The following is a 26769-nucleotide window of genomic DNA, read 5'->3' as shown; positions in this document are numbered from 1 at the left end:
GCTCCCGTTACTGGTTGTCTGGCGGCGTGTTCGTCGGCTGGTCGGGCGTCGGTCGATCGTCGTTAGTATCCGGTTCGGGCGTTGTGTCAGCGCGGTCCTTTAGATCGGTCGTCAGTGACTCTGCGTGCTCGTCCACACCGAGGCGTCCGACCTGTTGGCGCGTCGTCTCGACATCGGCATGGATATCTGCAAGCCTGTCGTCCAGCACTTCGAGGATCTCGCTTTTGACCGTCTGTGAGTCAAACCGATCGGCCATTTCTGACTCCGTGGCTTCGGTAAGCGTCATGTAAAACGCTGCAGTCTTACCGATCTGCCAGACTGTGAATCCGAACAGGATCAACAGGGATCCGAGGACGATGTTCGTGATTTCAATCGATCCCCCACCGTCTTGGCCCGGGATCTGACTCATGACGAGTTCGATGAAACCGAACCACACTCCTGTCACGGCGAGCGCGAGGCCGAGAAGAAATGACACGAGGGCGATGCCACGGTAGTAGATAGTCCAACGTAACGCTTCTGTCAGTTGCATTGCCGGAGACCATTCGCTCTGACATAATAAACGTTGGTTGAAAGATTCACTCGGACCTGTAGAAGAGCTACTCGCGGCCGAGTAGTAATTATCATGGTCGTCCCGGTAAATTCATGTTTTCGCTCGTAATTCCTCCGAGTACAGATGCCAGTATATTGGCTGGATGAGATCGGGGGAGACGATGTGGACATTGTCGGTGGTAAGGGAGCATCGCTCGGTGAAATGACCGGGGCGGGCCTCCCGGTTCCGCCCGGGTTCGTGGTTAGTGCCGGAACGTATCGGCTGTTTATCGAAGAGGCAGGTATCGACGACGAACTGTTCTCTGCCGTCGATGTCGACGTAGAAGAGTCAGATGCGCTGGCCGATGCAGCGGAGCGAGCGCAAACACTGATCGTCGAGACGGAGTTCCCCGAGGACGTCCGGACGGAGATACTCGAGGCGTATCGTTCGATCGGAGTCAGCGATGGAGATGAGCAGACGGAGCCGTTCGTCGCCGTCCGATCGAGTGCAACAGCAGAGGACCTGCCGGACGCGAGTTTCGCTGGGCAACAGGAGACGTTTCTCAATATTCAGGAGGATGGTCTGCTCGAACGGATCCGGGAGTGCTGGGCGTCGCTGTTCACACAGCGGGCGATCTACTACCGGCAGAAACAGGGGTTCGACCACAGGAGCGTTAACATCGCGGTCGTTGTCCAGCGAATGGTGGATGCGGATCGAAGCGGTGTGCTCTTTACGAGCCACCCCTCGACAGGGGATTCAAGAATGATCGTCGAGGCGGCGTGGGGACTGGGCGAAGCGGTCGTCTCCGGTGCCGTCTCACCGGACAACTACGTGATCGATCGAGCCGACGGGGACGTCCTCACCGCGACGGTCGCGGACAAGAAGGTCATGTACGTCAGAGACGCAGAGACCGGTGAGACTGTCGAGAGTCCAGTTCCCGAACAACGGCGCAAGCAACGGGTCCTCTCGGATGAGGAGCTCCACGAACTGGTCGCGCTCGGCGAGCGTGTCGAATCACACTACGGAAGCCCACAGGACGTCGAGTGGGCGATCGTGGACGGGGAACTATTTCTGCTTCAGTCTCGTCCCATCACGACGATTGGCGGGGGAGATGATCGGGAGGGGTTAACAGCGTCGATGACCGACGAACTCGTTGCAGGCACACCAGACAGTGGTACGACCGATGGGAGCGGGATGGTGTCGGATGAGACGGGTGAAGGCGACGAGCTTATTAACGGACTCGGTGCAAGTCCGGGAACGGTCACCGGTCCGGTGCGGATCGTCGACAAGCTCGACGAACTCGACAGGGTCAGTGAGGGCGACATAATCGTGACCGAGATGACGACGCCTGACATGGTCCCTGCGATGAAACGGGCTGCGGGAATCGTCACCGACGAGGGCGGGATGACAAGCCATGCGGCTATTATCTCCCGGGAGCTGGGCGTACCCGCCGTGGTCGGGACACAGAGTGCGACGGTCCAGCTTGATGACGGGCAGGTAGTCACCCTCGACGGCAAGCGAGGGGCCATCACGAGTGGAACCACCGTGAATAGTTCGGAGTCCACACCAGATGTCGAGGCGAGGCCCTCGACGACAAAGCCGATGACCGCGACCGAAGTAAAAGTCAACCTCTCGATCCCGGATGCTGCGGAACGTGCGGCCGCGCTGGGAGCGGACGGGGTCGGGCTGCTACGGATCGAACATATGGTGCTGTCGCTCGACAAGACGCCCGAGCGCTACGTCGCTGACCACGGTGCCGACGCGTACGTTGACGAACTGATCGACGGGATTCGAACGGTCGCAGATGCGTTTTACCCTCGATCCGTCCGGGTCCGGACGCTCGATGCGCCGACAGACGAGTTCCGCGAGCTACAGGGTGGCGATAACGAACCGCACGAACACAATCCGATGCTCGGTTACCGGGGGATCAGGCGGAGCCTCGACCGACCTGATCTGTTCCGCCACGAGCTGGGGGCTGTCCAGCGCCTGTACGACATGGGATACGACAACATCGAACTGATGTTCCCGCTCGTCACCGACGCCGCCGACGTGCGCCGGGCTCGCTCCGAGATGGTCTCGGCCGGAATTAATCCGGACAAACGTAGCTGGGGTGTGATGATCGAAACGCCCGCAAGCGCGCTCCGGATCGAAGAAATAACCGACGCAGGGGTCGATTTCGCCTCGTTCGGAACGAACGATCTCACCCAGTACACGCTTGCTGTCGACCGCAACAATGAGGTCGTCGCGGATCGGTTCGACGAACTCCATCCGGCAGTGCTCGAACTGATCGAGTCGACGATCGAAACCTGTCGCAACCACGGCGTCGAAACCAGCATCTGTGGGCAGGCTGGATCGAAACCGGACATGATCGAGTTTCTCGTCAAAGCGGGCGTCTCCTCGATCAGTGCGAACATCGATGCGGTGCGGGATGTCCAGCAGGAGATAAAACGGGTCGAGCAGCGGCTGCTCCTCGACTCCGTCCGATAACCGGACCGAATAGATCACACGAGGGAATAGAAGCAGCGGACGGAGGGACCGACCGTGCAGGCACTGGAACGGGGGTTCCACAGCAGCGACTGGCAGACGCTACAACCGTCATCGGCGACCACGAACGGCGGAATACTCCGGGCAAATGAAAAGAAGCACACGACCGTGACGAACTCGGTATGTATGCCGACCAGCAGCCGGATGGACGTGTACAGCTGGCCGAGTAGCTGTCCCGTTTCGAATCGTTTCGCGTCGTCGAAACTGTACGCTTATTGGGATCGGCACGAAAGACGGCGGGCATGAGCGACGCGGATGTACGAGGGTCGAGTCGATGACTGACGAAGCGACGGTCTTCGTCCCGGGACACATTACGGGATTTTTCACCATTTCGGAGGACGACGATCCGACGAAAGCCGGGTCACAGGGCGCTGGGCTGGCACTCTCCGATGGCGTTACCGTCACCGTGCAGGCGGCCGACGAGCGTGCCGTGTATCTCGACGATACCAGTATCGAGGTCGAATCGGTCGAGCGCGTCCTCGACGCCCTGAACGCGAACGTGCTCGTCGATGCAGAGAGCGACCTGCCGCTGGGAGCCGGGTTTGGTGTTTCGGGGGCACTTGCGCTGGGGGCGGCGATTGCGACCAATCGAGTCCTGGGCAGGGCGCTGTCGGAGAACGAACTGATCACTATCGCACACGGAGCAGAGGTGCAGGCGGGGACTGGCCTCGGTGATGTCGTCGCACAGGCGAAAGGAGGGATCCCGATCAGACTCGAACCGGGCGGCCCTCAGCACAACACGCTTGATGCGGTTCCGTCGCGCGCCCGCGTGGAATATCTGAACTATGATGAGCTATCGACGGAATCGGTACTCGACGAGCGTGGCGAGCAGCTCAATAGCGCCGGAGAAAAGGCACTCTCGCTGCTCGTACAGGAACCGACCCTTTCGAGTTTCATCTACGCCTCGCGTGGGTTCGCACGGGAGGCCGAGTTACTGACGCCACGGGTCGCCACAGTCATCGACGATGTCAGCGATACCGGTGGACAGGCCTCGATGGCGATGCTTGGTGAAACGGTGTTCGCATTGGGGACAGGACTCTCCGATGCGGGCTACGAGCCGGAAAGTTGTAGTACGTATCCGGCTGGCGTGGTGTTCCAGTGACCTTCAGGTACCAAACTGGCTGTGAGGACACCTGAACTTTTTAATCGGCCAATCACAGATATCCTTCAGTAATACCGGGTTTTATACAAAAATTTGAACTAATAAAAACTTTCGGAACTATACATGTAAACTACTCCACATGGCGACTGGAACCGAGTCGATCGTGAAACTTCGGTCGTCGCGCCGCCAGTTATCATTAATAATAATTGCCGGAAGGTTTTTTGATTGATCAGGTAAAGGAGGTAGCGAATGGCTATTGATGACGCCGACCAGTCGGGGTCACGTGGATTCGAATCCGCCGATGAGTCGGCCGCTCCCACCGAGGACGAGCAAGAGTCGTCCTCGGATACTGTGCGTGTCGGGGAGTACACCTGGGCCGATTTTATGGAGGAGTTTGGCTACGGTGATGAGGTCGACGATCTGTATCCGGATCCGCCCGAGGAAGAACTCGGTCTGGACAGTGGTGACGACGAGGAGCTGGAGCCTCCGAAGCCGACTGGCGAGGACTGGCAGAATACGTCGCTCGATCCAGCCGCGTATCTCGGGTTCCAGCCGGACGGCTTTGCCGATGTCGTCAGCGACTTTGCCGCACCGTGGGCGAAAGACTGGGACCGGACGCTCTGGTCGTATATCGACCCGATGCAGACGTCCGCGGTCAAAGACGAGTACGAGTGGGAACACTTCAAGCAGGAGTTCTACTACGAGGGCCGGGGAACGGATGTACAGGCACCCAGAGACTCGAATGGCGAACCGATCCCCTGGGAGCCCTCGGAGTATCTGGGATTCGATCCGGAGACTATAGGGGGTCGGCTGCATGCCGGTGGCGACCGGGCAAAGATACTCTCCGATCTCATCGATGAGCGAACGGTCAACGTTCGCGAGGAGGTCGACGAAGACGAGTTTTTCAGCACCGACAGTGGCTACACAACGGTCGTCAATCGGTACGACCTCGAAAAGGCCGTACCCATGGCCAAAAAGCTCCACTTCCGTGAGGAGAACCGCTACTGGGTCAACAAACCCTACGCGTTCGTCATTCTCTTTCATTCCGAAAAAGAAAACGAGAAAAAGTACTATCTGATCGAACCGTATCAAAACGAAATCGAGGACAACCTCCGGGAGTTCCTCACTGGGAAACTCCGGACGGCGATCAAGTACGCTGACGACGAGATAGCGACCGCCGGTGATGAGGAAAGTCGAAAGGACGTCCTTGATCGAGAGACAAAGCGGCTCCTCAGACGATACGATCTGTTCAGCGCTACCGCGGACCAGGAAAGTGGTATCGTCGACGAGATCAAGAAGCTGATGGGGAAAGACGTCGAAGACGACGATGAGGAGCGGCAAATCGATGGGATCGAGGTCCGCCCGGAACCTGCGGTCCTAGCTGACGATCCGGAAGATCTAACAGAGTATCAGGTCGAGAAGCTTCTCTATCTGCTGAAACGTGACTTCATCGGCTACGAGCGGATCGACGGTATCAAACACGACATCAACGTCGAGGATATCTCCTGTGACGGCTACAACTCGCCCGTCTTCGTGTATCATACCGACTACGAGCAGATCATCTCGAACGTCTACCACGGAAAGGAGGAACTCGACGACTTCGTCGTAAAACTGGCCCAGCGTTCCGGGAAGGGTATCAGCAAGCGACGTCCACAGGTCGACGCCACGCTGCCCGATGGCTCGCGATCACAGCTAACGCTCGGCCGGGAGGTGTCCGACCACGGGACGAACTACACGATCCGGCAGTTCAAAGACGTCCCCTTTACCCCGATCGATCTGATCAACTGGAACACCTTCAGCCTCGACGAGATGGCCTTTCTGTGGCTCTGTATCGAGAACCACAAGAGCCTGATCTTCGCGGGAGGTACCGCATCCGGGAAGACGACCAGCCTGAATGCAGTGTCACTGTTTATTCCCTCGAACACGAAGATAGTCTCTATCGAGGACACCCGCGAGGTCGAGTTGCCACAGCGAAACTGGATCGCCAGTATCACCCGACCATCCTTCTCTGACGACGACGAGGGGGATGTCGACGAGTTCGATCTGCTGGAGGCCGCACTGCGACAGCGCCCGGATTACATCGTCATGGGTGAGATCCGTGGTGAAGAGGGTCGGACGCTTTTTCAGGTTATGTCTACCGGCCACACCACCTACACGACGTTCCACGCAGACAGCGTCGGTGAGGTGCTCAAACGGTTCACCACCGAGCCGATCAACGTCTCGAAGACGATGTTCACGGCGCTGGATCTGGTTTCCATCCAGACTCAGACACGCGTGCAGGGCCACAAGGTCCGTCGAAACAAAGAGCTGACAGAGGTCAACCACTACGACGCCGAAAACGACGAAATCAACGTCCAGGACGTCTACCAGTGGCAGGCTGAAACTGACGAGTTCCTCAAGATGGGCGAGTCCAACACCTTAGAAGAGATTAAATTCGATCGAGGGTGGGGCCAAGAACGCCTCGACCGTGAACTCGAGGAACGTCGGACCATCCTCGCGTACCTCATCAAAAACGACCTCAGCGAATACAGCAAGGTCGCCGCGACGATCCAGGCGTACATCAATGATCCGGACACGATTCTGACGTTGATTGCCAACGGCCAACTCGAAGAGAGTCTCGAAGACCTCCGTGAGATGGAAAGCGTTCTGATCGATGTCGACCCCGAAAAAGAGGCGCTTGTGCCGCGACCATCCGCGGACGAGGAGGGAATGAACGAGGCCACGGACGTTCTCGAACGCGCACAGGAGTCGATCTTCGAGGAGTATCGTGGCAAGACGCCGAGCGGACTCTCTGCCACATTGGACGACATGGCCGAGTCGGCAGACACGGAAGCCACCAGCGATACCGACGAGTTCGACGTGACGGACGACGCGTTCGGCGTGGATGAAGACAGCTTCGATTTCGGCATGGATGATGTCGACGATCCCGACTGGCTCTCGGAGGAGGACGGATTCTTCTTCGGCAGCGACGATTCGACAGGGGAAGCGAATGCGGACGCGGGTGGAACCGATACGGTTGCAACGGACGCACGGGATGCGATCGAGAACCTTTCGGCAGGAGGTGCTGACGTCGAAGGGACTACCGACTCCCGCTCAGACCTACCGGCGAGTGTTCCTGACGACGAGGCCGCATCAGCGACCGCCCCGGAGGCATCGGAAACCACCACCTCGCCAAACGCCGGATCCACAGCAGGCTCGGACGCCGACCCAGCGGAAGCGCGTAGCGACGCCACAGCCGAGTCCTCGACCGATATCCCACAGTCCCCCGAAACGGAGACAGACAGTGAGCCGGGGGGCGATAGCGCGAGCGCTCCCATCCCGGACGATATGCCAGAACAGGATACGGAAGCGCAAGCTCCTGTGGACACCGACGAGCCGGTTACTCCCGCGTGGGACGATGGCACCGGAAGCGATTCCGATACCGAAGAGAGCGGCAAGTCCGAGGAGGAACCGATCGATGACACCGGGAGCGTCTTTGGGGAGACGCCGGAATCCAGCGTATTCAGTGAGTACGAGGGGCCGGACGACGGGTCTCTGTTCGATGATCGTGACGAAAAACCGTTCGGCGAGGATGCAGGACCGGTCGAGACTGACGTCGATCAACGTGGCGCACCCTCCCGAGTAGAATCCGATGGTGAGTCCGACGTGGGTGGGGATCAGTCGACGGCCGCCGAGTCAGAACCGGAGATTACGATCGAAGTACCTGACGAGGAAGGGGCGACGACAGACGCAGACAACGCGTCAGACAGTACCGAAACCGAAGTTACGGAGACCGAGAAAACCGACGAACCGGAGATCGAACCCTCTGCAGAGAGTCCGAGACACGTCGAACCGGACACCGAGTCCCACGATGCGACCGGCCCTGACGAACAGGCTTCACAGCCGGATCAGCCCGAGGCGGATGGTGACGATGGGGGGACGGTCTTCGACGAGATCGATAGCGACGAGGACGGAACCGTCTTCGACGAGATCGATAGCGACGAGGACGAAGAGCGCGACGGTGACATCGTCGACGAGCGGATAGAAGGGTTCGAGTACGTCGAGTTCGACGCGGAGGACGGTGAAGACTGACTATGAGCCTCGACAGGACTGGGGGCTCCGGTGGCGGCGTTGGCTCCGGTGACGGTCTCGGTGATGCGTTCTACCCGCTGTACGAGCGACTGTTCGCCGACGATAGCGATTTCGTCGCCGACGTCGAGCAGAAACTGGCTGAGGCCCGGATGCCGTCGACGGTCGAGATGTACATTTCACGGGCGCTCGCGATTGGCGTCATCAGTGGCGTCATTCTGTGGGCACTGGGAACGCTGCTTGGCTACTCACTGGTCGCTATGGGGTTGTTCGGGCAGGACCCACTCCTTGGCATCCCCATCGGGAACGAGGCGCTGCTAGAGCTGGTCATCAGCCTGCGTGTCCCGCTGGTTATCGCCGTTACTGGACTCGTCTTCGGGACGATCGGGTTTGCAGTCGGCTTTGGAGCACTCGTTGCGGTCCCGTACTCCCGGTCGTCCGCACGGAAACGCGAGATCAACATGCTGTTGCCCGATGCAGTCTCGTTCATGTACGCCCTCTCGGTGGGCGGGCTGAATCAACTTGAGATCCTCGAAGCGATGGCCAATGCGGAGGATACCTACGGCGAAGTCGCTCGCGAGTTCCAGACGATCGTCCAGGAGACCGAGTATTTCGATACCGACTACCGGAGCGCGATCCGCAACCAGGCAATGAGCTCGCCCAGCGACGAGTTGAGCCAGTTTCTGACGGACATGCTCTCGATCGTCAATAGCGGCGGGGACATGCAGAGCTTCCTCGACGACAAGAAAGAAAAGCACATGCGAACCGCCAAACAGCAACAGGAGATGACCCTCGAAACCCTGGAGCTGTTCGGGGAGATGTACATGACGCTGTCGCTGTTTCCGCTGTTGCTCATCATCATCCTCGTCATCATGGAGATGATGGGGCAGGACCAGACGATGATGCTGTACGGAACCGTCTACGCGCTGGTTCCCCTGACCGGCCTCGGATTTCTGGTGCTTATCTCCACCGTCAAAGAGGACGAACCGGGTGACGGCTATCTCAATCCGGAAGGATCGAGCCAGTGGGTGAAAGTCGATACAGATACTGGGATTCTCAATCTCGGGTTGATCGAGGAGTACACCGGCGAGTTCGGCGTCTTCGACCGGATGAAAGACCGGGAGGGCACCTACGAGACGCTGAAGATCATCCGCCGACCACACATCTTCTTCAGGGATAATCCGCTGATGACGCTGGCACTGACTGTGCCCGTTGCACTCGTCGTCGTCGTCACTGCTCTGGCATCCGGCTCAGTGCCGACCTCGTGGGAGGGGATGCAGGAGAACGCGGTCTGGGGAACGTTCGCCTACGTCTACCTGCCGCTGTACATCATACTCGTACCGCTGACCATCTTCTACGAGTGGAACGTCAGACACCGAAAGAAGGTGCTCAGCGATATGTCCGACAGTCTCCGAAAGCTCTCCAGTGCGAACGACACCGGGATGACGCTCCTGGAGTCGTTTAGCACGGTCTCGGATACCTCGTCGGGTAAACTCGCCACCGAGTTCGAGACGATGTACGCGAAGGTCAACTACGGAATGAGCCTCCGGGATGCCCTCGTCGAGTTCAACAACAAGTACCACATGCCGCGGATGGCCCGGACGATCAAACTCATCAGCAAGGCCCAGGAGGCCTCCAGTCAGATCACGGACGTGCTCACCACCGCTGCACAGGCCAGCGAGAACCAGGACGATATCGAGCGCGAGCGCCGGTCCAGGACCCTGATGCAGGTCGTCATCATCATCATGACGTATCTGACGCTGCTGGCTGTGATGGCGATCCTCCAGACGCAGTTCCTCGACGTGATGTCCGGCCTGACAGAGGGCGCGGCGGGTGCCGACGAACTCGAAGGCGCGGGCGGTGGGGGCGGTCCCGAAGCGCTCGGCTCGGACGTCGACACCCAGCTCATGTCGATGCTGTTCCTGCATGCGGTGACCATGCAGGCGATCCTCTCGGGGATGATCAGCGGCTATATCCGTGACGCCGAGATCCTCAGTGGGATGAAGTTCGTGATCGTGCTGATGACGATCGCACTGGTGACCTGGATGTTGATCACCTAACATGGCGGGAACCACAAAATTCTGGACCGAAGAGCGCGCCCAGACCGCCCAGGACTTCGCGATAGGTATCAGCATCTTCCTGCTGGTCGTCGGCGCGGTGTTTGCGTACTTCCCGACGCTGTTTACTCCCTACGGCCAGGCGATTCAGGGTGAGGATACCAGTGCGCAGGCTGAGCGTGTTGGGATGTTGATCGTAGACGGTGAGGGAGAACGGAATACGATCACGCAGGAGGACTACGATGAGTGGTTCGACGAGAAGGACGGTGAGGACCTACAGGAACAGGCGGGGCTCGCATCGACCTCGCAGGTCAACGTGACGATCACGCCGTTGAGCCCCGATGAGAGTGGTGAGGACGTGCCGATGAGTGGACACACCTACGAGGATCAGGATGCCTCGTCGGTTTCGCGGATAGTGAAGACTGACGGAGACTGGACCGAGGACTACGGCGACATTGAGGAAACCACTGATGAGGATTCAGACTCTCCAGCGTACCGACTCACAGTGAGGGTGTGGTAACCATGGCCGACACACGAGGACAGGCGTTCACGCTCGAAGGCGTCATCGGCGCGATGATTCTCCTGACTGCCGTTCTCTTCGCGCTGAACTCCGCCGTGTTGCTCCCCTCGACTGGCGAGACCGGAAATCAGGCACAGATCGAACAGGAGGCAAAGGATGTGATGGAGGTCGCTGGTCAGGAAGACCTCTCGGAAATCGTTCGATGTTACGATCCGGACAACGAGGAGTGGTTCGGCGACGAAGATACGGAACCGGAGACAGGACTCCCAGGAGACACGGACCTCCATACACTTATTAACGGCACGTTCGCAGACCGGGATCGGTCGGTGAATATTGAAGTAGTACCTGCCGACGGTACTGAGGGTAGAATCGTCTACCAAGGAGCGTCGACTCGGGACGGCGTGACGGTCAGCCGGACGGTGACGCTGTACGAGGACGACCCGCTGATGGAGGGTTCCGGCTGTGGGAGTCCACAGAACGGTGAGGAAGTCACAAACGATAACTATCCAGTAGATGAGGCCGAGGAGGGCGACCCTGAGCACATATACAACGTTGTCGAGGTGCGATTGACGATCCGATAACCATGACAGAACATACTGACAACCGCGGCCAGCTCATCCTCGCCGGAGCAGTCGTCTTCTCGCTTGTACTGATCGGTATCGTCGTGGTCTTTTCGACGACGCTTTTCACCGCGAACATGGCGTCAAGCTCGGCGAACGCGGGGGTGTCTGATGCGGGGGCGTTGGAGTCTGACGTAGAGCAGACCATCCATGAGTACGCCGACCGAGTGAACGACGATGAGGAGTACGAAGAGTACGATGTGGATGGCTTCGCGGACGATATCGAAGACGAGTATCCAGAGCTACTTGCCGAACGGTACGCCGAGTCCGGACCTACCATTGTTGACATTGTTGATGTGAATGTTGAAACAGGATCAGAGGGAGAGGAAATTGAGAGCGTCACCGTCGACTTGGTCTACGAAACACGATCGACCACGGTCGATCGAGAGATTGAGTTGGAGGACCTCAACGAATGAGCCGAAAACAATCCTTCCCAGCTGACCGACGCGCTGTCTCGGTGACGATCACGCACGTCCTCACGATCGGGATCACGACGATCCTGATTTCGGGGCTGCTGATCGGGACCGGGACGCTTCTGGATAGCCAGAAGGATCGCGCGACTTACGACGAGAAATCGACGATCGGTGATCGGCTCGCAAGCGAAATTACGGCGGTCGAGCAGTCCGCACTGCGGGCCGACGAGGACGAGGATGTGGATGTGGTCGTCCGGACCGAGCATCCACGCCAACTCTCTGGTGGCCAGTACTTTGTGACCTTGAGCGACGACTGTGACGTGTGGGAACGGGACTACTGCCTCGAACTAGATTCTGGACAGACAGACACTGTTGAAATACCGCTCCACCTCGAAGAGGACCCAGACGAGGACGATCTTAACGAACCGGTTCAGGGCGGAGAGATCTGGATCCAGTCCGACGGTGACAGCATCACACTATCTCAGGAGCGACCAGACACATGATCGGACCGGAACACCACGACGAGACCCCATCAGCACGAGACCGCGCAGTCAGTGATCTCCTCGCCTTCGTCCTCGTCTTTGGCATCATCATCACCTCGGTCGGCGTCGTCTACATCTTCGGCCTCGGCGCGCTCGGCGACACGCAGGCGGCACAGCAGGACCGAAACGCCGAACGCGCCTTCTCCTCGATGGGCGCGTCGTTCAACGACCTGCAGACGAATCGCGGTCAGGAGCGACTGGCCGAGTTGAACCCACGGGGAGCGCGGATGAGCATCGATGAGTCTTCTCCAACAATCTCGGTTGACGGAATAAGTGAACTGAACGATCAAGATATGGGTGCGATGCACTATGACAACGATAACACCCGCATTTCGTACGAACTCGGGGCTGTATTCCGCTCTGACGACGAAAACAGCGTAATGATCCGTGAGCCGGAGTTCGTTTGTCGGGAACTGGACTCAGATGAGACTCGTGCGATCGTCTCTTTTGTTGACGCCAGTATCGAAGGAGACGGTCCTACGGCGGTCGGCAGCGAGAGCACGATGCAAATAGGGGCGATACAGGATAGGCAGGACCTGCACTACCAAGAGTCGGGTGACGAAGCTGAATCGATTACTGTCGAAATAACAGGGTCGGATCATGCAGAGGCGTGGGAGCGCTACTTCGAAGAAAACGGTTGGGACCCCGTTGATGTCGAATCGGGCGATACGGTAACCGCTACCTGTGAGGATCCCGACAACGCCGTCGTTCGCAGTACTGACATCGAACTCAGCCTGGAACGTGGCGAGAGCTAAGAAAGTATCATAGGACGTCAATCACGTTTCTGTCTGATGATTTCGGATCGCTTCGACACTAAGTGGTTACTCTGCGTACACAATGTAACATTGTAACATTATTTATAAAGTTACCAGTCGACCGAGTCCCAAACCGATCTCTAAAATATATTCTCACGAGCGAAGCGAACGGGTAGCTACAAGAGAAAAGGAACCGCTTCAGACCGCCTTTTCAGCTTCTGCCTGCACCAGATACGCCCGGTCGTCGCTGTACTGGCTGACCTCTTCGAGTGCTTCCTCGGTGCCGATCTGGTTGAGCGCCCACGCCGCGCTGGCCCGAACGGTATCGGAGTCGTCATCGGCGAGCGTGTCGGCGAGCGGTTCGATCGCGCGGGTGTCGCCGATCAGACCGAGGGCACGCGCGCCGCGACTGCGGAGCTCCTCGGTGTCGGAGTCGAGCTTCTGGGCGACGGCTTCGGTCGCGTCTTCGGAGCCAATCTCGCCGAGCGCCTTGATGACGACCTTCTGGAGGCCGGGGTTGCCGTCACCCTCGATGTACTCGACGAGCATCTCGACAGGCTCCTCGGAGCCGGTCTTGCCGAGAATTCGGATGGCGTCCTGATCGCGCTTCTGGGCGCGCTCCATCATGGGCTCGACGGCCTCCTCGCGGCCCATCCGTTCGAGGGCTTCGAGGCAGTGTTCTTCCATGAAATCCGAATCGAGCAGGTCGAGCGCGATGAGGATCTTCTCGACGTCGCCGCGTTTCTCGAAAACCTTCAGCGAGTGCCACTCCGGCGGGTAGTCCTTGCGATGGTCCAGCACGTCGTAGAAGCCGTGGTGGTCGAGCTTTTCTCGCACCGAAAGGTCGCTCCACGTCTCGGCGGCGTCGAGGTCCTCGACGAGCGTTTCGGCCGCTTCGAGCAGCGTCCCGATTGCTTCCTCGTCGGCGTCGGCGTCCAGCCCGGCCGACTCGATGGCGTCGGCAGCGTCTTCGAGCCCCGCGACGAAGTCCTCGATCTCCGGTTCGACATCGAGTTCGAGCGTCGTGTCGAGCTCGTCGTTAACTTCGTCAAGGAACTGTTCGACCGCGGCTGCAACCTCATCGAGACCCGTTTCTGTCCATTCGGCGCTCTCGATCTCATCGATCGCAGCGTCGATCTCCTCGATGACGTCCTCGTCGTACGGACCACGGGCCTCCTCAAGCTGGTCTTCGAGCTCCGCTTTCTCGTCTTCGAGTTCCTCCGCCGGAGGTTCCTCGTCTTCGTCGTCCGGCTCGGGGAGATCAGCCGTTTCGAGATCGGTTTCGAGCGCGTTCAGTTCGCTCTCTATCTCGTCGAGATCGATTTCGGTTTCTGCCTCGTCGAGTTGTTCCTCGATCGCCGAGAGCCGTTCCCGGAGCTGTTCGATCGTGACCTCTGCCTCGCCGTCGCCGCCGGTGTCATCGTCACTCATGTAGACCCCTCCATGCCCTGCCCGCTACGTCGGAGCGTGACCGGACTCATATAGCTCTATATCTTGGCGTAGGCCTTCTAAGCGTTTCCGTTTGTGCCCGACACATCGTCACGCCAGTAGAAACGCGGTCCAAGCGTTAGATACGCCAGTCCGAGGATCAACAGGGCGTACGGGAAGGTGCGTCCGGCCCACGTCGGGATCAGGATCGCGAGCCCGTGAGTAACCCCCATTATAAACGCATCACGGGCGAGTAGATCCGGATACTCGATCGGCGCGACCATGAGATAACAGAACAGTGCCGTTGCCCCGAGCAGATAGTACGGGTCACCGAGCCCAGCGAGAATCGCTGCACCGATGATCGTCGCAGCAAGCGTCGTCTGTACGCCCTCTGTGTAGGAATCGCGCGTATCGTAGGCGGTGTACATCCCGAGCCGGAGCACAGCCATGGCAACGAACAGGGCTGGCAGTCCGAATACCAGCGCTGCTTCCGTAGTCAGTGCAGGACCGTCAACGCCCAGCCCATCCCGGGCAACCACGAAGACGATGACTGCGGGGGCGACAGAGAACGATGCAACGTCTGCGAGCGAGTCGAGATACTCGCCAGCCGGTGAGCTGCCATACGCGCGTGCAACGACGCCGTCGAGCCCGTCTGCGATCGCAGCCAACAGGAGCAGTCGTGCCGCAGTCATCGGGTCAGAAAAGGCGACTACGACGGCCAGAAATCCCAGTGCAGCGTTCGAGATAGTTACTGCGTCGGCGAGACTCATTCGGCCGACGAAACGTGGCTGCATATGCCCGTGAAATGCCCAGACTGAACTTACGTTTTTATATTCTACTCGAAGGGGAGTGACGAACGGATCCCGATAGATCGGGCGACCTATATTCGTCAAGTTCCAATCTGTGAGTATGGAGCGCCGGACCTATCTCGCCACGCTTGGCGCTGGGGCACTCGCCGGGCTCGCTGGCTGTACAGCCTTCGGCAACGCCGAATACGATATCGGGATGACTGCTAACGGATTCACGCCAGAGACCTATGAGGCGTCGGTCGGCGAGACGGTCGTCTGGCGAAACACGAGTTCGCGCGGCCATACCGTAACCGCCTACGAAAACGCGATTCCCGACGACGCCGAGTACTTCGCATCGGGTGGGTACGAGACCGAGGAGGCTGCACGCGATGCCTGGCACAATGACTTTGGCGGCAACATCGACGTTCAGGATACGTATCAGCACACCTTCGAGGTCGCCGGTGAGTACAACTACGTCTGTATTCCACACGAACGTGGCGGGATGGTCGGGGTCGTGGTCGTCACTGACGACCGAACGTCGTGACTCTCGGTTGCGTCTATAAAAAACTACGAGCGTCGCTACTAGACGCTGACGTCGTCTTCGTCCACGTCGACGGAGGTCTCTTCTTCAGCTGCGACCTCTTCGGGACGGGCTTCGAGTCGAGTCTTCTGGATCTCGACGCGACGGACCGGGTAGATGGTCTTTGCCTCGCCGTAGATCGCACTGGAGAGTCGACCTTCGACGATGCTGTCGAGGAGCTCCTCGAAGGAGCGCTCTGCGCCAGCTTCTTCGACGATGTCGATCATTTCGCGGCGGATCGCCTGCTCCTGGCTGGCATCAGCCTTCTTGGTCGTAAACGCGACGGGCTGGACCTGCACGCGGTAGTCGTCGGTCGTTAGGACCGTGACGTAGGCCTCGATCTTCGAGGCACCGCGCCGGACCAGCGAACGCAGGTAGTCCCGCGTGAGTTCGTGTTTGATGAACTCGGTGTACGCGGCGTCGCTACCGACGTCGTTGATCTTGAAGGTCAGTTTGGTGTTGTTCTCGCTGGCGTCGTTACGGAGTTCGCCCAGCGTTGTTTCGATGTTGCGGCCGAGAACCTTCTCGGGTTCGTCGGCGGGTGTTTCACCGAGCTCCTCACGGTCGAACTGTTCGGGAGCGTGGACGGTGTACCACCGCTTTTCCTGTGCTTGCTTGGATACGGATCGTTCACTCATGGTTGTGTGTTGGTATGTTGGTTTGCGTGCTCTACGACCTGTGTTGCGACGTCTACATTGACGACGTAATCGTCGACGTTCGTCTGGAGTCCACCAGTCGTTTCGCGCTCGATGGTTGTGCGGACACGGTCGGCGTCGTCGGCGTTCTCTACGTGAGTCACCATCTCGTCCGTGTTGTCCGGCCGGATCGCTCGTGCGATCGTTTCGGCGTGTTCGGACCTCGTTCGGATGGTTGCGCGTTTCATAGTGTCCCTCTGAACGCGGCAATGAAAGCCTTTGTCTCGCCGTCGAATCTGGCGTAGCCCCGTCGGTCCGTACCGGCGAACTCGCCGCCTGTCGTTTCGATAGCACTCGCGAGTGCTTCATCGACGGCAGCAACGCCTGCTTCGTCCGCGGCAGCGACACCCGCTTCGTCGTCGGAGACAGCCAGTGCAATCGGTTCCGGCGAGCGATATCCCAGCAGGAGCCGTGCTGTCGTCCGGACTGGCCCGTCCTCGACGCGTGCGACGAACAGACCGTCGTACCGGCCGGTCGTCCCGTTCCGTAGTCCGTCGTGGACCGCAGCGGCGTGGGTACGCCACGCAGACAGCGCGTCCAAACGGGCGTCGTGGCCGAGTGCCAGCGCGATACCGGTCCCCGGCGCGTCACTCGCAACGGCCGAGAGCACGTCAGCGTACCCCTCGACAGTCGCAAACGGGCCGTCCGGAACCGTGTACGGTGACAGTGCACCTTCGATCGCTTCGGCGGCGCGGGACTGCCCTTCGTCGACATCTGTGGCGTCCAGCGCGACCATCGAGGCGATACGTCGATGCGCATCGGCGTCCAGTTCGGCTGGCAACGCGAGTTCTGCGAGCGTCGCCTGCACCGCCTCGGGGCGTCCCGAGTAGGGGGCGTGAAACAACGTCGAATGAGCGAGTCCGTCCGACAGGTCGTCGATCGGGAGTCCTACACCGGGGCGCTGTTCGACGCCACGTTCAACGGCGGCGTCCAGTACTCCGGCCGTATCGTCTGCACCGGCGGCTGCTCCACTCGCGATCGCGCCCGCGAGCGCGAGCACAGCATCGGGGGTTACTCCGAGGTCGCGTGCAATCTCGAACGCAGTCACGCTCGTCGGGCGATCCGTTGGTTGAATCGCTGATAGCACCGACTCGTCAGTCCGACGAGAGTCGATGCCGATCGGAACGATGACGGCTTCGTCGACTCGCTTGCTGCGGTTGACGTACTCCTCACGGGTCTCGACGACGCTCACCTGAAACGGCAAGCCGAGTTCGTTGAGCGCCCGGGCGAGGACACCGCTGGCTGCAAGCGAATCGCCGTCAGCGTGTGCGAACAGCCGGACGAATCCGGCCTCACGTAGCTGGGCAGCGATGTTACTTGTCGCGTCAGCGTCGGTCATTGCTCGCCCGGTAGTAGACATCTATATGAGCTCGACGGCGTTCTCGTAGGTGTACTGGAAGTCCTCGTCGATCGCGTCGCCGCGGTAGTAGTCCGCGAGGCGACGAACCTTCGACTCGGTGTTCTGCAGTGCGCGCTTGTTCTGGTGGTCCTGTGGGTTCTCCTCGACGTGCTCGTACAGTCGAACTGCACGGACGAGCAGGTTGTACAGGTCGTCGGGGAGTTCGGGATCAGCGTCGTTCTCTTCGAGGATCTCGGATACTTTCTTGCCCGTCGCGAGCTTGACGTTCGGAATCGGCGTCCCCTTGACACCCTCATCGCGCAGGATCAGTCCGATCTCGCTCGCGCTGTGTCCCTGTTCTGCCAGCTCGACGACGCGCGCTTCGATCTCGTCGGCGTCGACGTCGCTCCACTCCGGTGGTTCGTCTGCCGCCGGGTGATCGGAACCGGCCGATCCACGGCGACTGGTATGCATTCGTGCCATAGTTTGAGGATAGGAACCGCACAGACCGCTACACGATAGACCGGCCACCTGGCCGGGTTCACTTCCGCAATCCCAAGCCGCCCGAACGGACGGCGAGTCAGATTTGCGGCCGTGTTGTTCCCATTTGTATCTTGCTCGTGGTGCTCAAAAGCGTTGCGACCTCCACTCGAACGCTCACTACTGCTCACGGAACGATCGACACAGGCCCTCAGGCGGGGGCTGGGGTGTCTCCCTGTGTCGGATCGTCCCCGACTGTCGTGGTATCTTCTGTCTCTGCTTTCCCCTGTAGCTCCCGGAACTTCTCGGAGCGGTCCTCGAGCCACTCGCGAGTCTCCGCATCCGGCGTCTCTCCCTCGGACTCGATCAGGAACGTCGTGATCACGATCGTCTTGATGTACGGCTTGATGATCCCCGAGTAGATCGCGAGGGTCACTCCACCGACGACGATCCAGCCGAACAGCTCGAAGGCGAGCGACAGTCCACTCAGCACCGCGGCCAGTGGCGTCAACATGAGGAAGAGTGTGACACCGAGGGCGTACAGTGCACCCACGACCACCAGCGTCGTTGCAAGCACCGGCTTCCACGTCTTCGCGTAGATCACCAGTCCATCGGCGGCAGACTTCCAGCGGTTCCCCTCGGGATTCAGGAACATGTACGCGATGACCGCTTCGTCGATGTACGACGCCGCGATCTCGATTCCCTTTCCGACGAACCGGATCAGCTGGGCCAGCGCGGGAACGAACGACACCAGTTCCGAGAACGAAACGACAGCTTTGTTGAACTGCTTGAGCACGCCTTTGACGACGAGGTCGACACCGAACAACGCCGTCGCCTGCATGAACTGATCGGTGACCTTGTTCGTGCCGTACCGGATCTGGTTCGAGGGGACTTCTCCCGTGTCAACTGCCTCCGCAATGACAGCGATGTGACCGGCCTTGACCAGGTAGAGGACGTACTTGACGAGCCATCGCCACACTTTATAGAACAGCAAGATCGCGATCCCGAGTCCAGCGAGTCCGATCAGGAACGACGCGGAGCCAAGGTCCACGTAGTTGAACAGTACGTACCCGACCACCCCGAAGTACAGTATCGACAGCCCTCCGAGCAGGATACCGATTGCGAATCGCAACAGTACGAACGGTGCCGTCTTGACGAATACGCTTGTTGCCGTCTTGAAGTTGGATAGCATTTGCTGACAGAATAGTTTATGCCGTCACTGTATTTAATGTTGTATATCTACTCTATAATATAATGTCCTAAATCGGATTACAAAATGGCGACACCATGTTCCAGTTCCGCAGCGATAGTTCCGACCGAGCGAATCTGGTTATCGGCCGGCCGTGGCGGTGCTGGTCTAATTCGAGAGGTTTATTTGTGCCCCCACGGAATTCCTTGTTGTCGACGCGGGCTCGTAGATCAGCGGTAGATCATCCCCCTGGCACGGGGAAGGCCTCGGGTTCAAATCCCGACGAGTCCACTATCCTTGCGCGGCTCACTCCCACTTGAGACGAGCAAATAGTCGTCAAAGGCGGGATTTGAGGCGCTCGAAGCAAGTTTCCACGAGCGAGACGGGACCTGTCGGGTGTACAACTCACTTTGAAAGAGTCGAGTCCGATTCTAACGGAGTCTACAGCTATTGAGGAGCCGCAATTCTAGATCCCATTCTTTTTATTCAGTCTACTTTAGGTGCTAAGAACTAATACCTAGCCCAACGTAGTCCGACATATGCAAGTGAAAGACTGTATGACCTCGCCGGTAGTGACCGTTTCACCAACCGACACAGTCCACGATGCAATGGGAACGATGCTTGCGGAGCACGTGGGAAGTGTCGTCGTAATGGATGGAGAACCAGTAGGGATTCTCACCCGCTCTGATGTCCTGCGGGACATCTATCGGAACGGTGCGGACGTCGCGGAAACGCGAGTGCAAGACATCATGAGTACTGAGCTTGTCACCATTTCTCCATGTGACTCGGTTGACAAAGCGCTTCACGAGATGGAGCTCCACGGGATCAAGAAACTACCAGTTGTCGGTCAGGGACTGGTCGGTATCGTGACACTCGCGGATATCGGCCGAAATCGGTCGGAACGGGTTATCAAAGTCCAGAACGCCCGCACCGACTGAATGCTCTAGAGGGGCGAAGTTCGAGCCAAAAAAGCCCCGACTCAGGCGAACGTCTTCGAGACGTCGTCGTCCTCGCTTTCCTTCTGGATCTTCTCCCAGGCGTTTCGGAAGTCGGCCATCCGAATGTCCGTGCGATCCTCGCGGATGGCGAACATTCCGGCTTCGGTACAGATGGCTTTGACGTCCGCGCCGCTCGCCTCGTGAGCCATCTCGGCGAGTTCGGCGAAGTCGACGTCGTCCGCAACGTTCATATCCCGAGTATGGATCTGGAAGATGATCTCCCGGCCGGTGCGGTCGGGTTTCGGCACCTCGATAAGTCGGTCGAAGCGGCCGGGGCGGAGGATCGCACGATCGAGCATATCGAAGCGGTTCGTCGCTGCGATGATCCGGATGTCGCCGCGGTCCTCGAAGCCGTCCATCTCCGAGAGCAGTTGCATCATCGTCCGCTGAACCTCTGCGTCGCCGGAGGTTTTGGACTCCGTTCGCTTGGAGGCGATGGCGTCGATCTCGTCGATGAAGAGGACTGCGGGCTGGTTCTCGCGGGCGACCTCGAAGAGGTCACGGACGAGCTTTGCGCCCTCGCCGATGAACTTGTGAACGAGTTCGGAGCCGGCCATTTTGATGAAGGTGGCGTCGGTCTGGTTGGCCACCGCTTTGGCGAGCATCGTCTTGCCGGTCCCCGGCGGGCCATAGAGCAGGACGCCGCTTGGGGGTTCGATCCCGACATCGTCGAATGCATCGGGCTTTTTCAGCGGCATCTCGACGGTTTCCCGGACCTCGTTGATCTGCTCCTCGATACCGCCGATATCCTCATAGGTGACGTCAGGGGATTCGTCGACTTCCATCACGCGGGCGCGCACGTCGGTCTCGCTGTCGAGTTTCTTGACAATCGACAGGGAGTTGTTCACCGCGACGCGGTCGTCGGGCTCCAGATCCGTACGCATCTCCTGGGTAACCTCGGTGAGCGCCTCCTGATTGTTGCCGTGCTGTTTGATGATGGCACCCTCCTCGGAGAGCTCCTGGACCGTCGCCACGAACAGCGGTGACTGTTTGAGTTTCTTGTTCTCGTGAGTGAGCCGTTCGAGCTTCTGCTGGTACTTGTTGTTCTCCGCGTTCGCATCGAGTAGCTTGTCCCGCATCTCCTCGTTCTGTGATTCGAGGACTTCGAGGCGTTCCCGAAGTGCCTCGATTTTCTCCCGCTGTGACGCCTCCTCCTCGTCGTAGGGAAGGTCGACGTCCTCCACAGTGTCGGTCATTGTCGGTGTTAGGGCGTTGGCTCATAAGAGGCTTCGGGTCGGGAGAATCCGGGGCGGCAAAGACGTCCGAGGACGCAAAGGTCATATATCCTAGCCACATATTATTTTCCATAGTAATAATCATAAAGGGACAATATTATTACCCTGTATGTCCAAGCGTGGAGTAGAATGAGTGCACCAGAGCCTGTTCAGATCGATACTCCCGAATCCGAAGCGAGCTGGGACGACGTTCGTGACCTGCCACCGAGCGCCAAACTCGTCGCGAAAGTTCTAGAGTACAACGGGACGCTCACCCAGAGCCAGCTGGCAGAGGAGACGTTACTCCCTGCCCGCACTGTCCGATATGCGCTGAACCGACTCGAAGAGCGCGGCGTTGTCGACTCGCGGTTTTCCTTTTCGGACGCGCGAAAGCGGATCTACACGCTCGATATCGAGTAATCACCGCCTCCGATCCGTAGCTGTCCTCGTCGTTTCAGTTTCACTACGGTCGCGGAACCGTCTTAAGACCGCCAGTACAATGACCGTGCATGACACGGGTGATCCACACCGGCGACACCCACATCGGGTATCGGCAGTACCACTCGCCGGAGCGCCGTCAGGATTTTCTTGATGCGTTCCGGCAGGTCGTCGAGGACGCTATCGCCGACGATGTCGATGCAGTCGTCCACGCGGGTGATCTCTTTCACGACCGGCGCCCTGATCTCCCCGACATACAGGGAACGGTGGCCGCGCTGCGCGAACTCGACGACGCCGATATTCCGTTTCTCGCTGTCGTCGGGAACCACGAGACGAAACGCGACGGACAGTGGCTCGACCTCTTCGAGGATCTGGGGCTGACGATCCGACTCGGGGCGACGCCGGAAGTCGTCGGGGATATTGCATTCTATGGCCTCGATTTCGTTCCCGAATCACAGCGTGACGGACTCGACTACGAGTTCGAAGGGACCGATGAAGTCGACCACGCGATGCTGGTGAGTCACGGCCTTTTCGAGCCCTTTGCCCACGCCGACTGGGACACCGAACGCGTCCTGACTGACGCCGCGATCGAGTTCGACGCACTGCTGCTCGGCGACAACCATGCGCCCGGAAAACGGGAGCTACTGGATACCTGGGTGACCTACTGTGGCTCGACCGAACGGGCGAGTGCGTCCGAACGGGACGAGCGAGGCTACAACATCGTCACGGCCGGCGAAGACGGTGTCTCGATTACTAGACGCGCCGTTGCCGACACCCGCGACTTTCGCTTCGTGGACGTGGAGCTGGCTGAGGGAGAGGGGACCGACAGGGTCCGCGAGCGCGTCCGCCAGCACGATGTCGAGGATGCGGTCGTCATCGTCACGGTCGAGGGTGAGGGAGAACCGGTGACGCCCGCGAGTGTCGAAGAACTCGCGCTGGATAACGGCGCGTTGATCGCCAGAGTCAACGACCGCCGTGAGATCGATCAGGGGACGGACGTTAGCGTCAGCTTCGCGGATCCCGACGACGCCGTACGGGAGCGACTGGGTGAGCTGGGTCTGAGTCCCGCGGCCCGAGATATCGACGAAACGGTTCGCGAGAGCAAGGTCGCCGACTCGAACGTCCGGGAGCGTGTCGAGTCGCTCGTTCGTGAGCGCGTGAACGAGGGACTCGATGCCTTCGAGAGCGCCGGTAGTGATGGTGCTGACGATACACCTGATCAACCGGATGATGACGTATCCGACCAGAGGGACACAGACAACGCCCGAGACACGAACTCACAGCGATCCATGGAGGAGTATCTATGAGATTTCGACGGGTCCGCATGGAGAACTTCAAATGTTATGCTGACGCCGACCTCGATCTCGATACCGGCGTCACTGTGATCCATGGGGTCAACGGGAGCGGCAAGTCCTCGCTGCTGGAGGCGTGTTTCTTCGCCCTCTACGGGTCGAAGGCGCTTGACGACCGGACGCTCGATGACGTGATCACGAACGGCGCGGAGGAGGCCGAAATCGAACTCGTCTTCGACCACGCGGGCGAGTCCTACCGGATCGAGCGGCGTCTACGACTGAGCGGCGAGCGCGCCCAGACGGCAAAGTGTGTGCTGGAGACGCCAGAGAGCAACGTCGACGGGGCACGCGCTGTGCGCGAGTACGTTACCGAACTGTTGCGGATGGACGCCGAGGCGTTCGTCAACTGCGCGTACGTCCGGCAGGGCGAGGTGAACAAACTGATCCACGCTTCGCCGAGCGATCGCCAGGACATGATCGATGATCTACTCCAGCTCGGGAAGCTGGAAGAGTATCGCGAGCGAGCGAGCGAGGCACGGTTGGCGGTCAAAACAGTTCTCGATGGACAGCGGGACGTGATCGAGAGCCTCGACTCCCAGATCGAGGACAAGGAACAAAAGGAGTTACACGCACAACTGAACGAGCTGGAGACCGAGCTGGAGGAGAGCAACGCCGAGATCGAGCGGCTCGAAACCCAGATCGAGTCCGCACGTGAGACCAAAGCCGACGCTGAGTCGGTGCTTGAGGAGTACGAGGAGAAACGCGAGCGGATCGACGAACTCGGAACCGATATCGAGGAGCTCCGCGACAAAATAAACGACACTGAGGATGAACGGGACCGTCTCAAATCTGAGATCAGCGAGTATCGCGACCGACTCGACGAGCTGCAGGACCGGCGGGAAGAGCTGCTGGCCGACGCGAACGTCGGCGATGAGGCGGACACCACGGCAGTCGAATCGGCTCTCGCCGACCTCGAAGCACGGGATGACGAACTCCGCGACGACCTCGAAACCATCCGGGGTGAGATCGGCGAATATACTACTACGGCCGAGAATGCACGCGAGCGCGCAGACGACCTCGAAGCGGAGGCCGAGCAGGCTCGTGAGGATGCCACCGATCTGAAAGCCGAACTCGACGAGGACGAGACCAAACTCGACGAGCGCCGGGACAAACTCGACGAGATCGACGACGAGATCGAGGCGGCGAAAGAAGTCTTTCAGGACGCACCGGTCGAGTTCGGTAAGGCGACTGACCACGCCGACACGCTCGAGGCCGAATACGAGGAGCTACGCGAGGAACTCACGGACGTCCGGACGAAGCTCGAATCCGCCAGAGCGTCGGTCGAGGAGGCCGAAGCCCTGCTGGAAGAAGGGAAGTGTCCCGAGTGCGGCCAGCCCGTCGACGATTCGCCACACGTCGACGCACTCGCCGACGATCGCGACCGCGTGGCGGAGCTCGAATCGAGGCGCGAGGAGCTGGCCGAGGAGTGCTCGGCGGTCCGCGAGCGCCGCGAGGCGGCCGAAGAGCTCGTCGAAGCGCAACGGCGTGTAACAGAACTTCGTACGAACCGCCAGAACGTCGAACAACTGATCGAGGAACGGGAGGCGACGCTATCGGACAAACGCGAGCGGATCGACGACCTCGAAGAGCGTGCAGAAACGCTCGACGAGCGCGCGGACGAAAAGCTGGCGGCTGCGTCCGAGGCTACGGAAGAAGCCGAAGAACTTCGCGGTGAGATCGCCGATATCAATGCCGAACGTGGGGAGATCAGGGAGCGCCGCGAGCGGCTCGAATCGCTCGAAGAAACCCTCGACGAGATCGAGGAGCTACGAGCCGCCATCGAGGAGCACCGTGAGCGCCGTACCGAAAAGGACGAGTTGAACGACGAACGACGCGAGCGGCTGGCCGAAAAGCACGAGCGCAAAACGGAACTGCAGTCGGCGTTCGACGACGACCGCATCGAGAAGGCCCGTGAGGACAGTGAACGTGCCGATCAGTATCTTGCGCAGGCAGAACCGGCTGTCGAAGAAGAACGCGAACGTCGCGACGACCTGCTCGACCGGATCGGTGGCATCAAAAACGAGCTGGGCGAGCTCGAATCCCTGCGCGAGAAACGCGAGAGCGTTGCTGCGCGACAGACTGCCCTCGAATCGTTATACGACGAGGCCCAACAGTTACAGGAGACCTACGGCGACCTGCGGGCTGAACTCCGCCAGCAGAACGTCGAGACGCTCGAACGGATGCTCAACGAGACATTCGATCTGGTCTATCAGAACGACTCCTATTCGCACATCGAACTCGACGGGGAGTACGAGCTAACTGTCTACCAGAAGGACGGCGCACGCCTGGCCCCTGACCAGCTATCGGGCGGTGAGCGCGCGTTATTCAACCTCAGCCTCCGGTGTGCGATCTACCGTCTACTCGCCGAGGGGATCGATGGGGCCGCGCCGATGCCGCCGCTTATCCTCGACGAACCGACCGTCTTCCTCGATTCGGGACACGTCTCACAGCTCGTCGAACTGATCGGTTCGATGCGTGATCTCGGCGTCGAACAGATTATCGTCGTGAGCCACGACGATGAGCTGGTAGGTGCAGCCGACAGGGTGGTCGAAGTGCGGAAGGATCCGACGTCGAACCGATCGTCCGTGGAGCGCCGCGAAGAGGTCGGGGTGAGGCCGCTTGCGGAGCAAGTGGACGATTAGTCGTTCGCCCGGAGGGTCGCAAGCGCCTCAACAGTACGGGCCGTAGCATCGTACCCGCGCTCATCGGCTATCCGACATTCTTCGACTAGCCCCGCCGCTCGCAACTCGGCCAGACGGCCGTAGAGATCCGACTCGCACAGATCGTACTCGCGCATCATGTCCCGAACCGGAGTTGGCCCGCGATCGCTCAGCTCCGCGAGCAACCCGAGGTCGGTGTCGTCGTGGACCCCTCGGAGAAGCTGTCGTACAGGGGTAGAAACGCCACTTGCTGCCGCTTCGAGCGGCGATACGCCGTTTACCGGTTCGAGCCGATCGTTGTCGACGTAGCGTTCGTTCCCGTCCTCGGGATCACGAACCAAACTGCTGTCCGCCGAGGACTTCACCACGATGTACTGTTTCCCCGAGCTGTCACGGACTGTTCGCATGGCACTGTGTAGTCGATGAACAATGATAACCACGGCGATTCGCCAACCGCA

Annotated in this window: 24 protein-coding genes and 1 tRNA gene; 15 read left to right on the top strand and 10 right to left on the bottom strand. The window is 59.6% G+C overall.

Features of this window, described 5'->3' with window-relative positions; all coding sequences use genetic code 11:
- Positions 1-7: 7 nt before the first annotated feature.
- Positions 8-529, bottom strand: a complete 522-nt coding sequence (locus tag AArcS_RS10155; RefSeq protein WP_238477303.1) for a hypothetical protein — start codon at positions 527-529, stop codon at positions 8-10.
- 144 nt (positions 530-673) lie between these two features.
- On the opposite strand from AArcS_RS10155, the gene ppsA reads away from it, so the two are divergent.
- The 9 genes from ppsA (at position 674) to AArcS_RS10110 (ending at position 13150) form a co-directional block, all read left to right on the top strand.
- Positions 674-3016 carry a phosphoenolpyruvate synthase gene (gene ppsA, locus AArcS_RS10150; RefSeq protein ID WP_238477302.1) on the top strand — a complete coding sequence of 781 codons (2343 nt, stop codon included), beginning with the start codon at positions 674-676 and terminating at the stop codon, positions 3014-3016.
- A gap of 331 nt (positions 3017-3347) precedes the next feature.
- A complete protein-coding gene (locus tag AArcS_RS10145; protein WP_238477301.1) occupies positions 3348-4175 on the top strand; it encodes a pantoate kinase in 828 nt (275 codons plus the stop codon).
- 249 nt (positions 4176-4424) lie between these two features.
- The gene (locus AArcS_RS15970; RefSeq protein WP_375139603.1) at positions 4425-8246 is read left to right on the top strand and encodes an ATPase, T2SS/T4P/T4SS family; all 3822 of its coding nucleotides are present in this window, start codon (positions 4425-4427) and stop codon (positions 8244-8246) included.
- Between the two features lie 2 nt (positions 8247-8248).
- Positions 8249-10303, top strand: coding sequence for a type II secretion system F family protein (locus AArcS_RS10135; RefSeq protein WP_238477300.1), 2055 nt, complete (start codon positions 8249-8251; stop codon positions 10301-10303).
- A gap of 1 nt (position 10304) precedes the next feature.
- Positions 10305-10820, top strand: a complete 516-nt coding sequence (locus tag AArcS_RS10130; protein WP_238477299.1) for a DUF7287 family protein — start codon at positions 10305-10307, stop codon at positions 10818-10820.
- A 2-nt stretch (positions 10821-10822) separates the two neighbouring features.
- The gene (locus AArcS_RS10125) at positions 10823-11401 is read left to right on the top strand and encodes a DUF7288 family protein (protein ID WP_238477298.1); all 579 of its coding nucleotides are present in this window, start codon (positions 10823-10825) and stop codon (positions 11399-11401) included.
- Positions 11402-11403: 2 nt separating this feature from the next.
- Complete coding sequence (locus AArcS_RS10120; protein WP_238477297.1) at positions 11404-11856, top strand: DUF7261 family protein; 453 nt, start codon at positions 11404-11406, stop codon at positions 11854-11856.
- Positions 11853-12356: a DUF7266 family protein gene (locus AArcS_RS10115; RefSeq protein WP_238477296.1), complete on the top strand. Its 504-nt coding sequence runs from the start codon at positions 11853-11855 to the stop codon at positions 12354-12356. Before AArcS_RS10120 ends, AArcS_RS10115 begins: the two co-directional genes overlap by 4 nt.
- The gene (locus AArcS_RS10110) at positions 12353-13150 is read left to right on the top strand and encodes a DUF7289 family protein (protein ID WP_238477295.1); all 798 of its coding nucleotides are present in this window, start codon (positions 12353-12355) and stop codon (positions 13148-13150) included. Before AArcS_RS10115 ends, AArcS_RS10110 begins: the two co-directional genes overlap by 4 nt.
- A 198-nt stretch (positions 13151-13348) precedes the next feature.
- Here AArcS_RS10110 and AArcS_RS10105 read toward each other — a convergent pair whose 3' ends face one another.
- Both AArcS_RS10105 and AArcS_RS10100 read right to left on the bottom strand, forming a co-directional pair.
- Positions 13349-14581 (bottom strand): HEAT repeat domain-containing protein, encoded by a 1233-nt coding sequence (locus AArcS_RS10105; protein WP_238477294.1) that lies wholly within the window; start codon positions 14579-14581, stop codon positions 13349-13351.
- 77 nt (positions 14582-14658) lie between these two features.
- Positions 14659-15372 carry a protein sorting system archaetidylserine synthase gene (locus AArcS_RS10100; RefSeq protein WP_238477293.1) on the bottom strand — a complete coding sequence of 238 codons (714 nt, stop codon included), beginning with the start codon at positions 15370-15372 and terminating at the stop codon, positions 14659-14661.
- 115 nt (positions 15373-15487) lie between these two features.
- Here AArcS_RS10100 and AArcS_RS10095 point away from each other — a divergent pair, with 115 nt between their 5' ends.
- Positions 15488-15910, top strand: coding sequence for a cupredoxin domain-containing protein (locus tag AArcS_RS10095; protein WP_238477292.1), 423 nt, complete (start codon positions 15488-15490; stop codon positions 15908-15910).
- 38 nt (positions 15911-15948) lie between these two features.
- Here AArcS_RS10095 and AArcS_RS10090 read toward each other — a convergent pair whose 3' ends face one another.
- The 5 genes from AArcS_RS10090 to AArcS_RS10070 form a co-directional block, all read right to left on the bottom strand.
- Positions 15949-16584 carry a 30S ribosomal protein S3ae gene (locus AArcS_RS10090; protein ID WP_238477291.1) on the bottom strand — a complete coding sequence of 212 codons (636 nt, stop codon included), beginning with the start codon at positions 16582-16584 and terminating at the stop codon, positions 15949-15951.
- Positions 16581-16829: a KEOPS complex subunit Pcc1 gene (locus AArcS_RS10085; RefSeq protein WP_238477290.1), complete on the bottom strand. Its 249-nt coding sequence runs from the start codon at positions 16827-16829 to the stop codon at positions 16581-16583. The genes AArcS_RS10090 and AArcS_RS10085 overlap by 4 nt, the downstream gene beginning before the upstream one ends.
- A complete protein-coding gene (locus AArcS_RS10080) occupies positions 16826-17980 on the bottom strand; it encodes an exonuclease RecJ (protein ID WP_310736965.1) in 1155 nt (384 codons plus the stop codon). Before AArcS_RS10080 ends, AArcS_RS10085 begins: the two co-directional genes overlap by 4 nt.
- A 21-nt stretch (positions 17981-18001) precedes the next feature.
- Positions 18002-18463, bottom strand: a complete 462-nt coding sequence (locus AArcS_RS10075; protein WP_238477288.1) for a 30S ribosomal protein S15 — start codon at positions 18461-18463, stop codon at positions 18002-18004.
- A 208-nt stretch (positions 18464-18671) separates the two neighbouring features.
- Positions 18672-19652, bottom strand: coding sequence for a hypothetical protein (locus AArcS_RS10070; RefSeq protein WP_238477287.1), 981 nt, complete (start codon positions 19650-19652; stop codon positions 18672-18674).
- 216 nt (positions 19653-19868) lie between these two features.
- Here AArcS_RS10070 and AArcS_RS10065 point away from each other — a divergent pair.
- A tRNA-Ala gene (locus AArcS_RS10065) sits at positions 19869-19940 on the top strand.
- Positions 19941-20188: 248 nt separating this feature from the next.
- The gene (locus AArcS_RS10060) at positions 20189-20587 is read left to right on the top strand and encodes a CBS domain-containing protein (protein WP_238477286.1); all 399 of its coding nucleotides are present in this window, start codon (positions 20189-20191) and stop codon (positions 20585-20587) included.
- 41 nt (positions 20588-20628) lie between these two features.
- Here the strand turns inward: AArcS_RS10060 and pan1 are convergent, their stop codons facing one another.
- Entirely contained in the window at positions 20629-21843 is a 1215-nt protein-coding gene (gene pan1 / locus AArcS_RS10055) for a proteasome-activating nucleotidase Pan1 (protein ID WP_238477285.1), read from the bottom strand.
- A gap of 168 nt (positions 21844-22011) precedes the next feature.
- Here pan1 and AArcS_RS10050 point away from each other — a divergent pair, with 168 nt between their 5' ends.
- The 3 genes from AArcS_RS10050 to rad50 all read left to right on the top strand — a co-directional run bounded on the left by AArcS_RS10050 (position 22012) and on the right by rad50 (position 26293).
- Complete coding sequence (locus AArcS_RS10050; RefSeq protein WP_238477284.1) at positions 22012-22281, top strand: MarR family transcriptional regulator; 270 nt, start codon at positions 22012-22014, stop codon at positions 22279-22281.
- Between the two features lie 89 nt (positions 22282-22370).
- On the top strand, positions 22371-23606 hold the full coding sequence (mre11, locus tag AArcS_RS10045; RefSeq protein ID WP_238477283.1) for a DNA double-strand break repair protein Mre11: 1236 nt from the start codon (positions 22371-22373) through the stop codon (positions 23604-23606).
- Positions 23603-26293, top strand: a complete 2691-nt coding sequence (rad50, locus tag AArcS_RS10040; protein ID WP_238477282.1) for a DNA double-strand break repair ATPase Rad50 — start codon at positions 23603-23605, stop codon at positions 26291-26293. Before mre11 ends, rad50 begins: the two co-directional genes overlap by 4 nt.
- Here the strand turns inward: rad50 and AArcS_RS10035 are convergent.
- Positions 26290-26718, bottom strand: coding sequence for a DUF7346 family protein (locus AArcS_RS10035; protein WP_238477281.1), 429 nt, complete (start codon positions 26716-26718; stop codon positions 26290-26292). The two genes, rad50 and AArcS_RS10035, sit on opposite strands and share 4 nt — an antisense overlap.
- Between the last annotated feature and the right edge of the window lie 51 nt (positions 26719-26769).

It is taken from the genome of Natranaeroarchaeum sulfidigenes, assembly GCF_017094485.1.
GTDB classification, from domain to species: domain Archaea; phylum Halobacteriota; class Halobacteria; order Halobacteriales; family Natronoarchaeaceae; genus Natranaeroarchaeum; species Natranaeroarchaeum sulfidigenes.
Note: the sequence above shows the minus strand (reverse complement) of the source record. Positions and strands in the feature narration are given on the sequence as shown.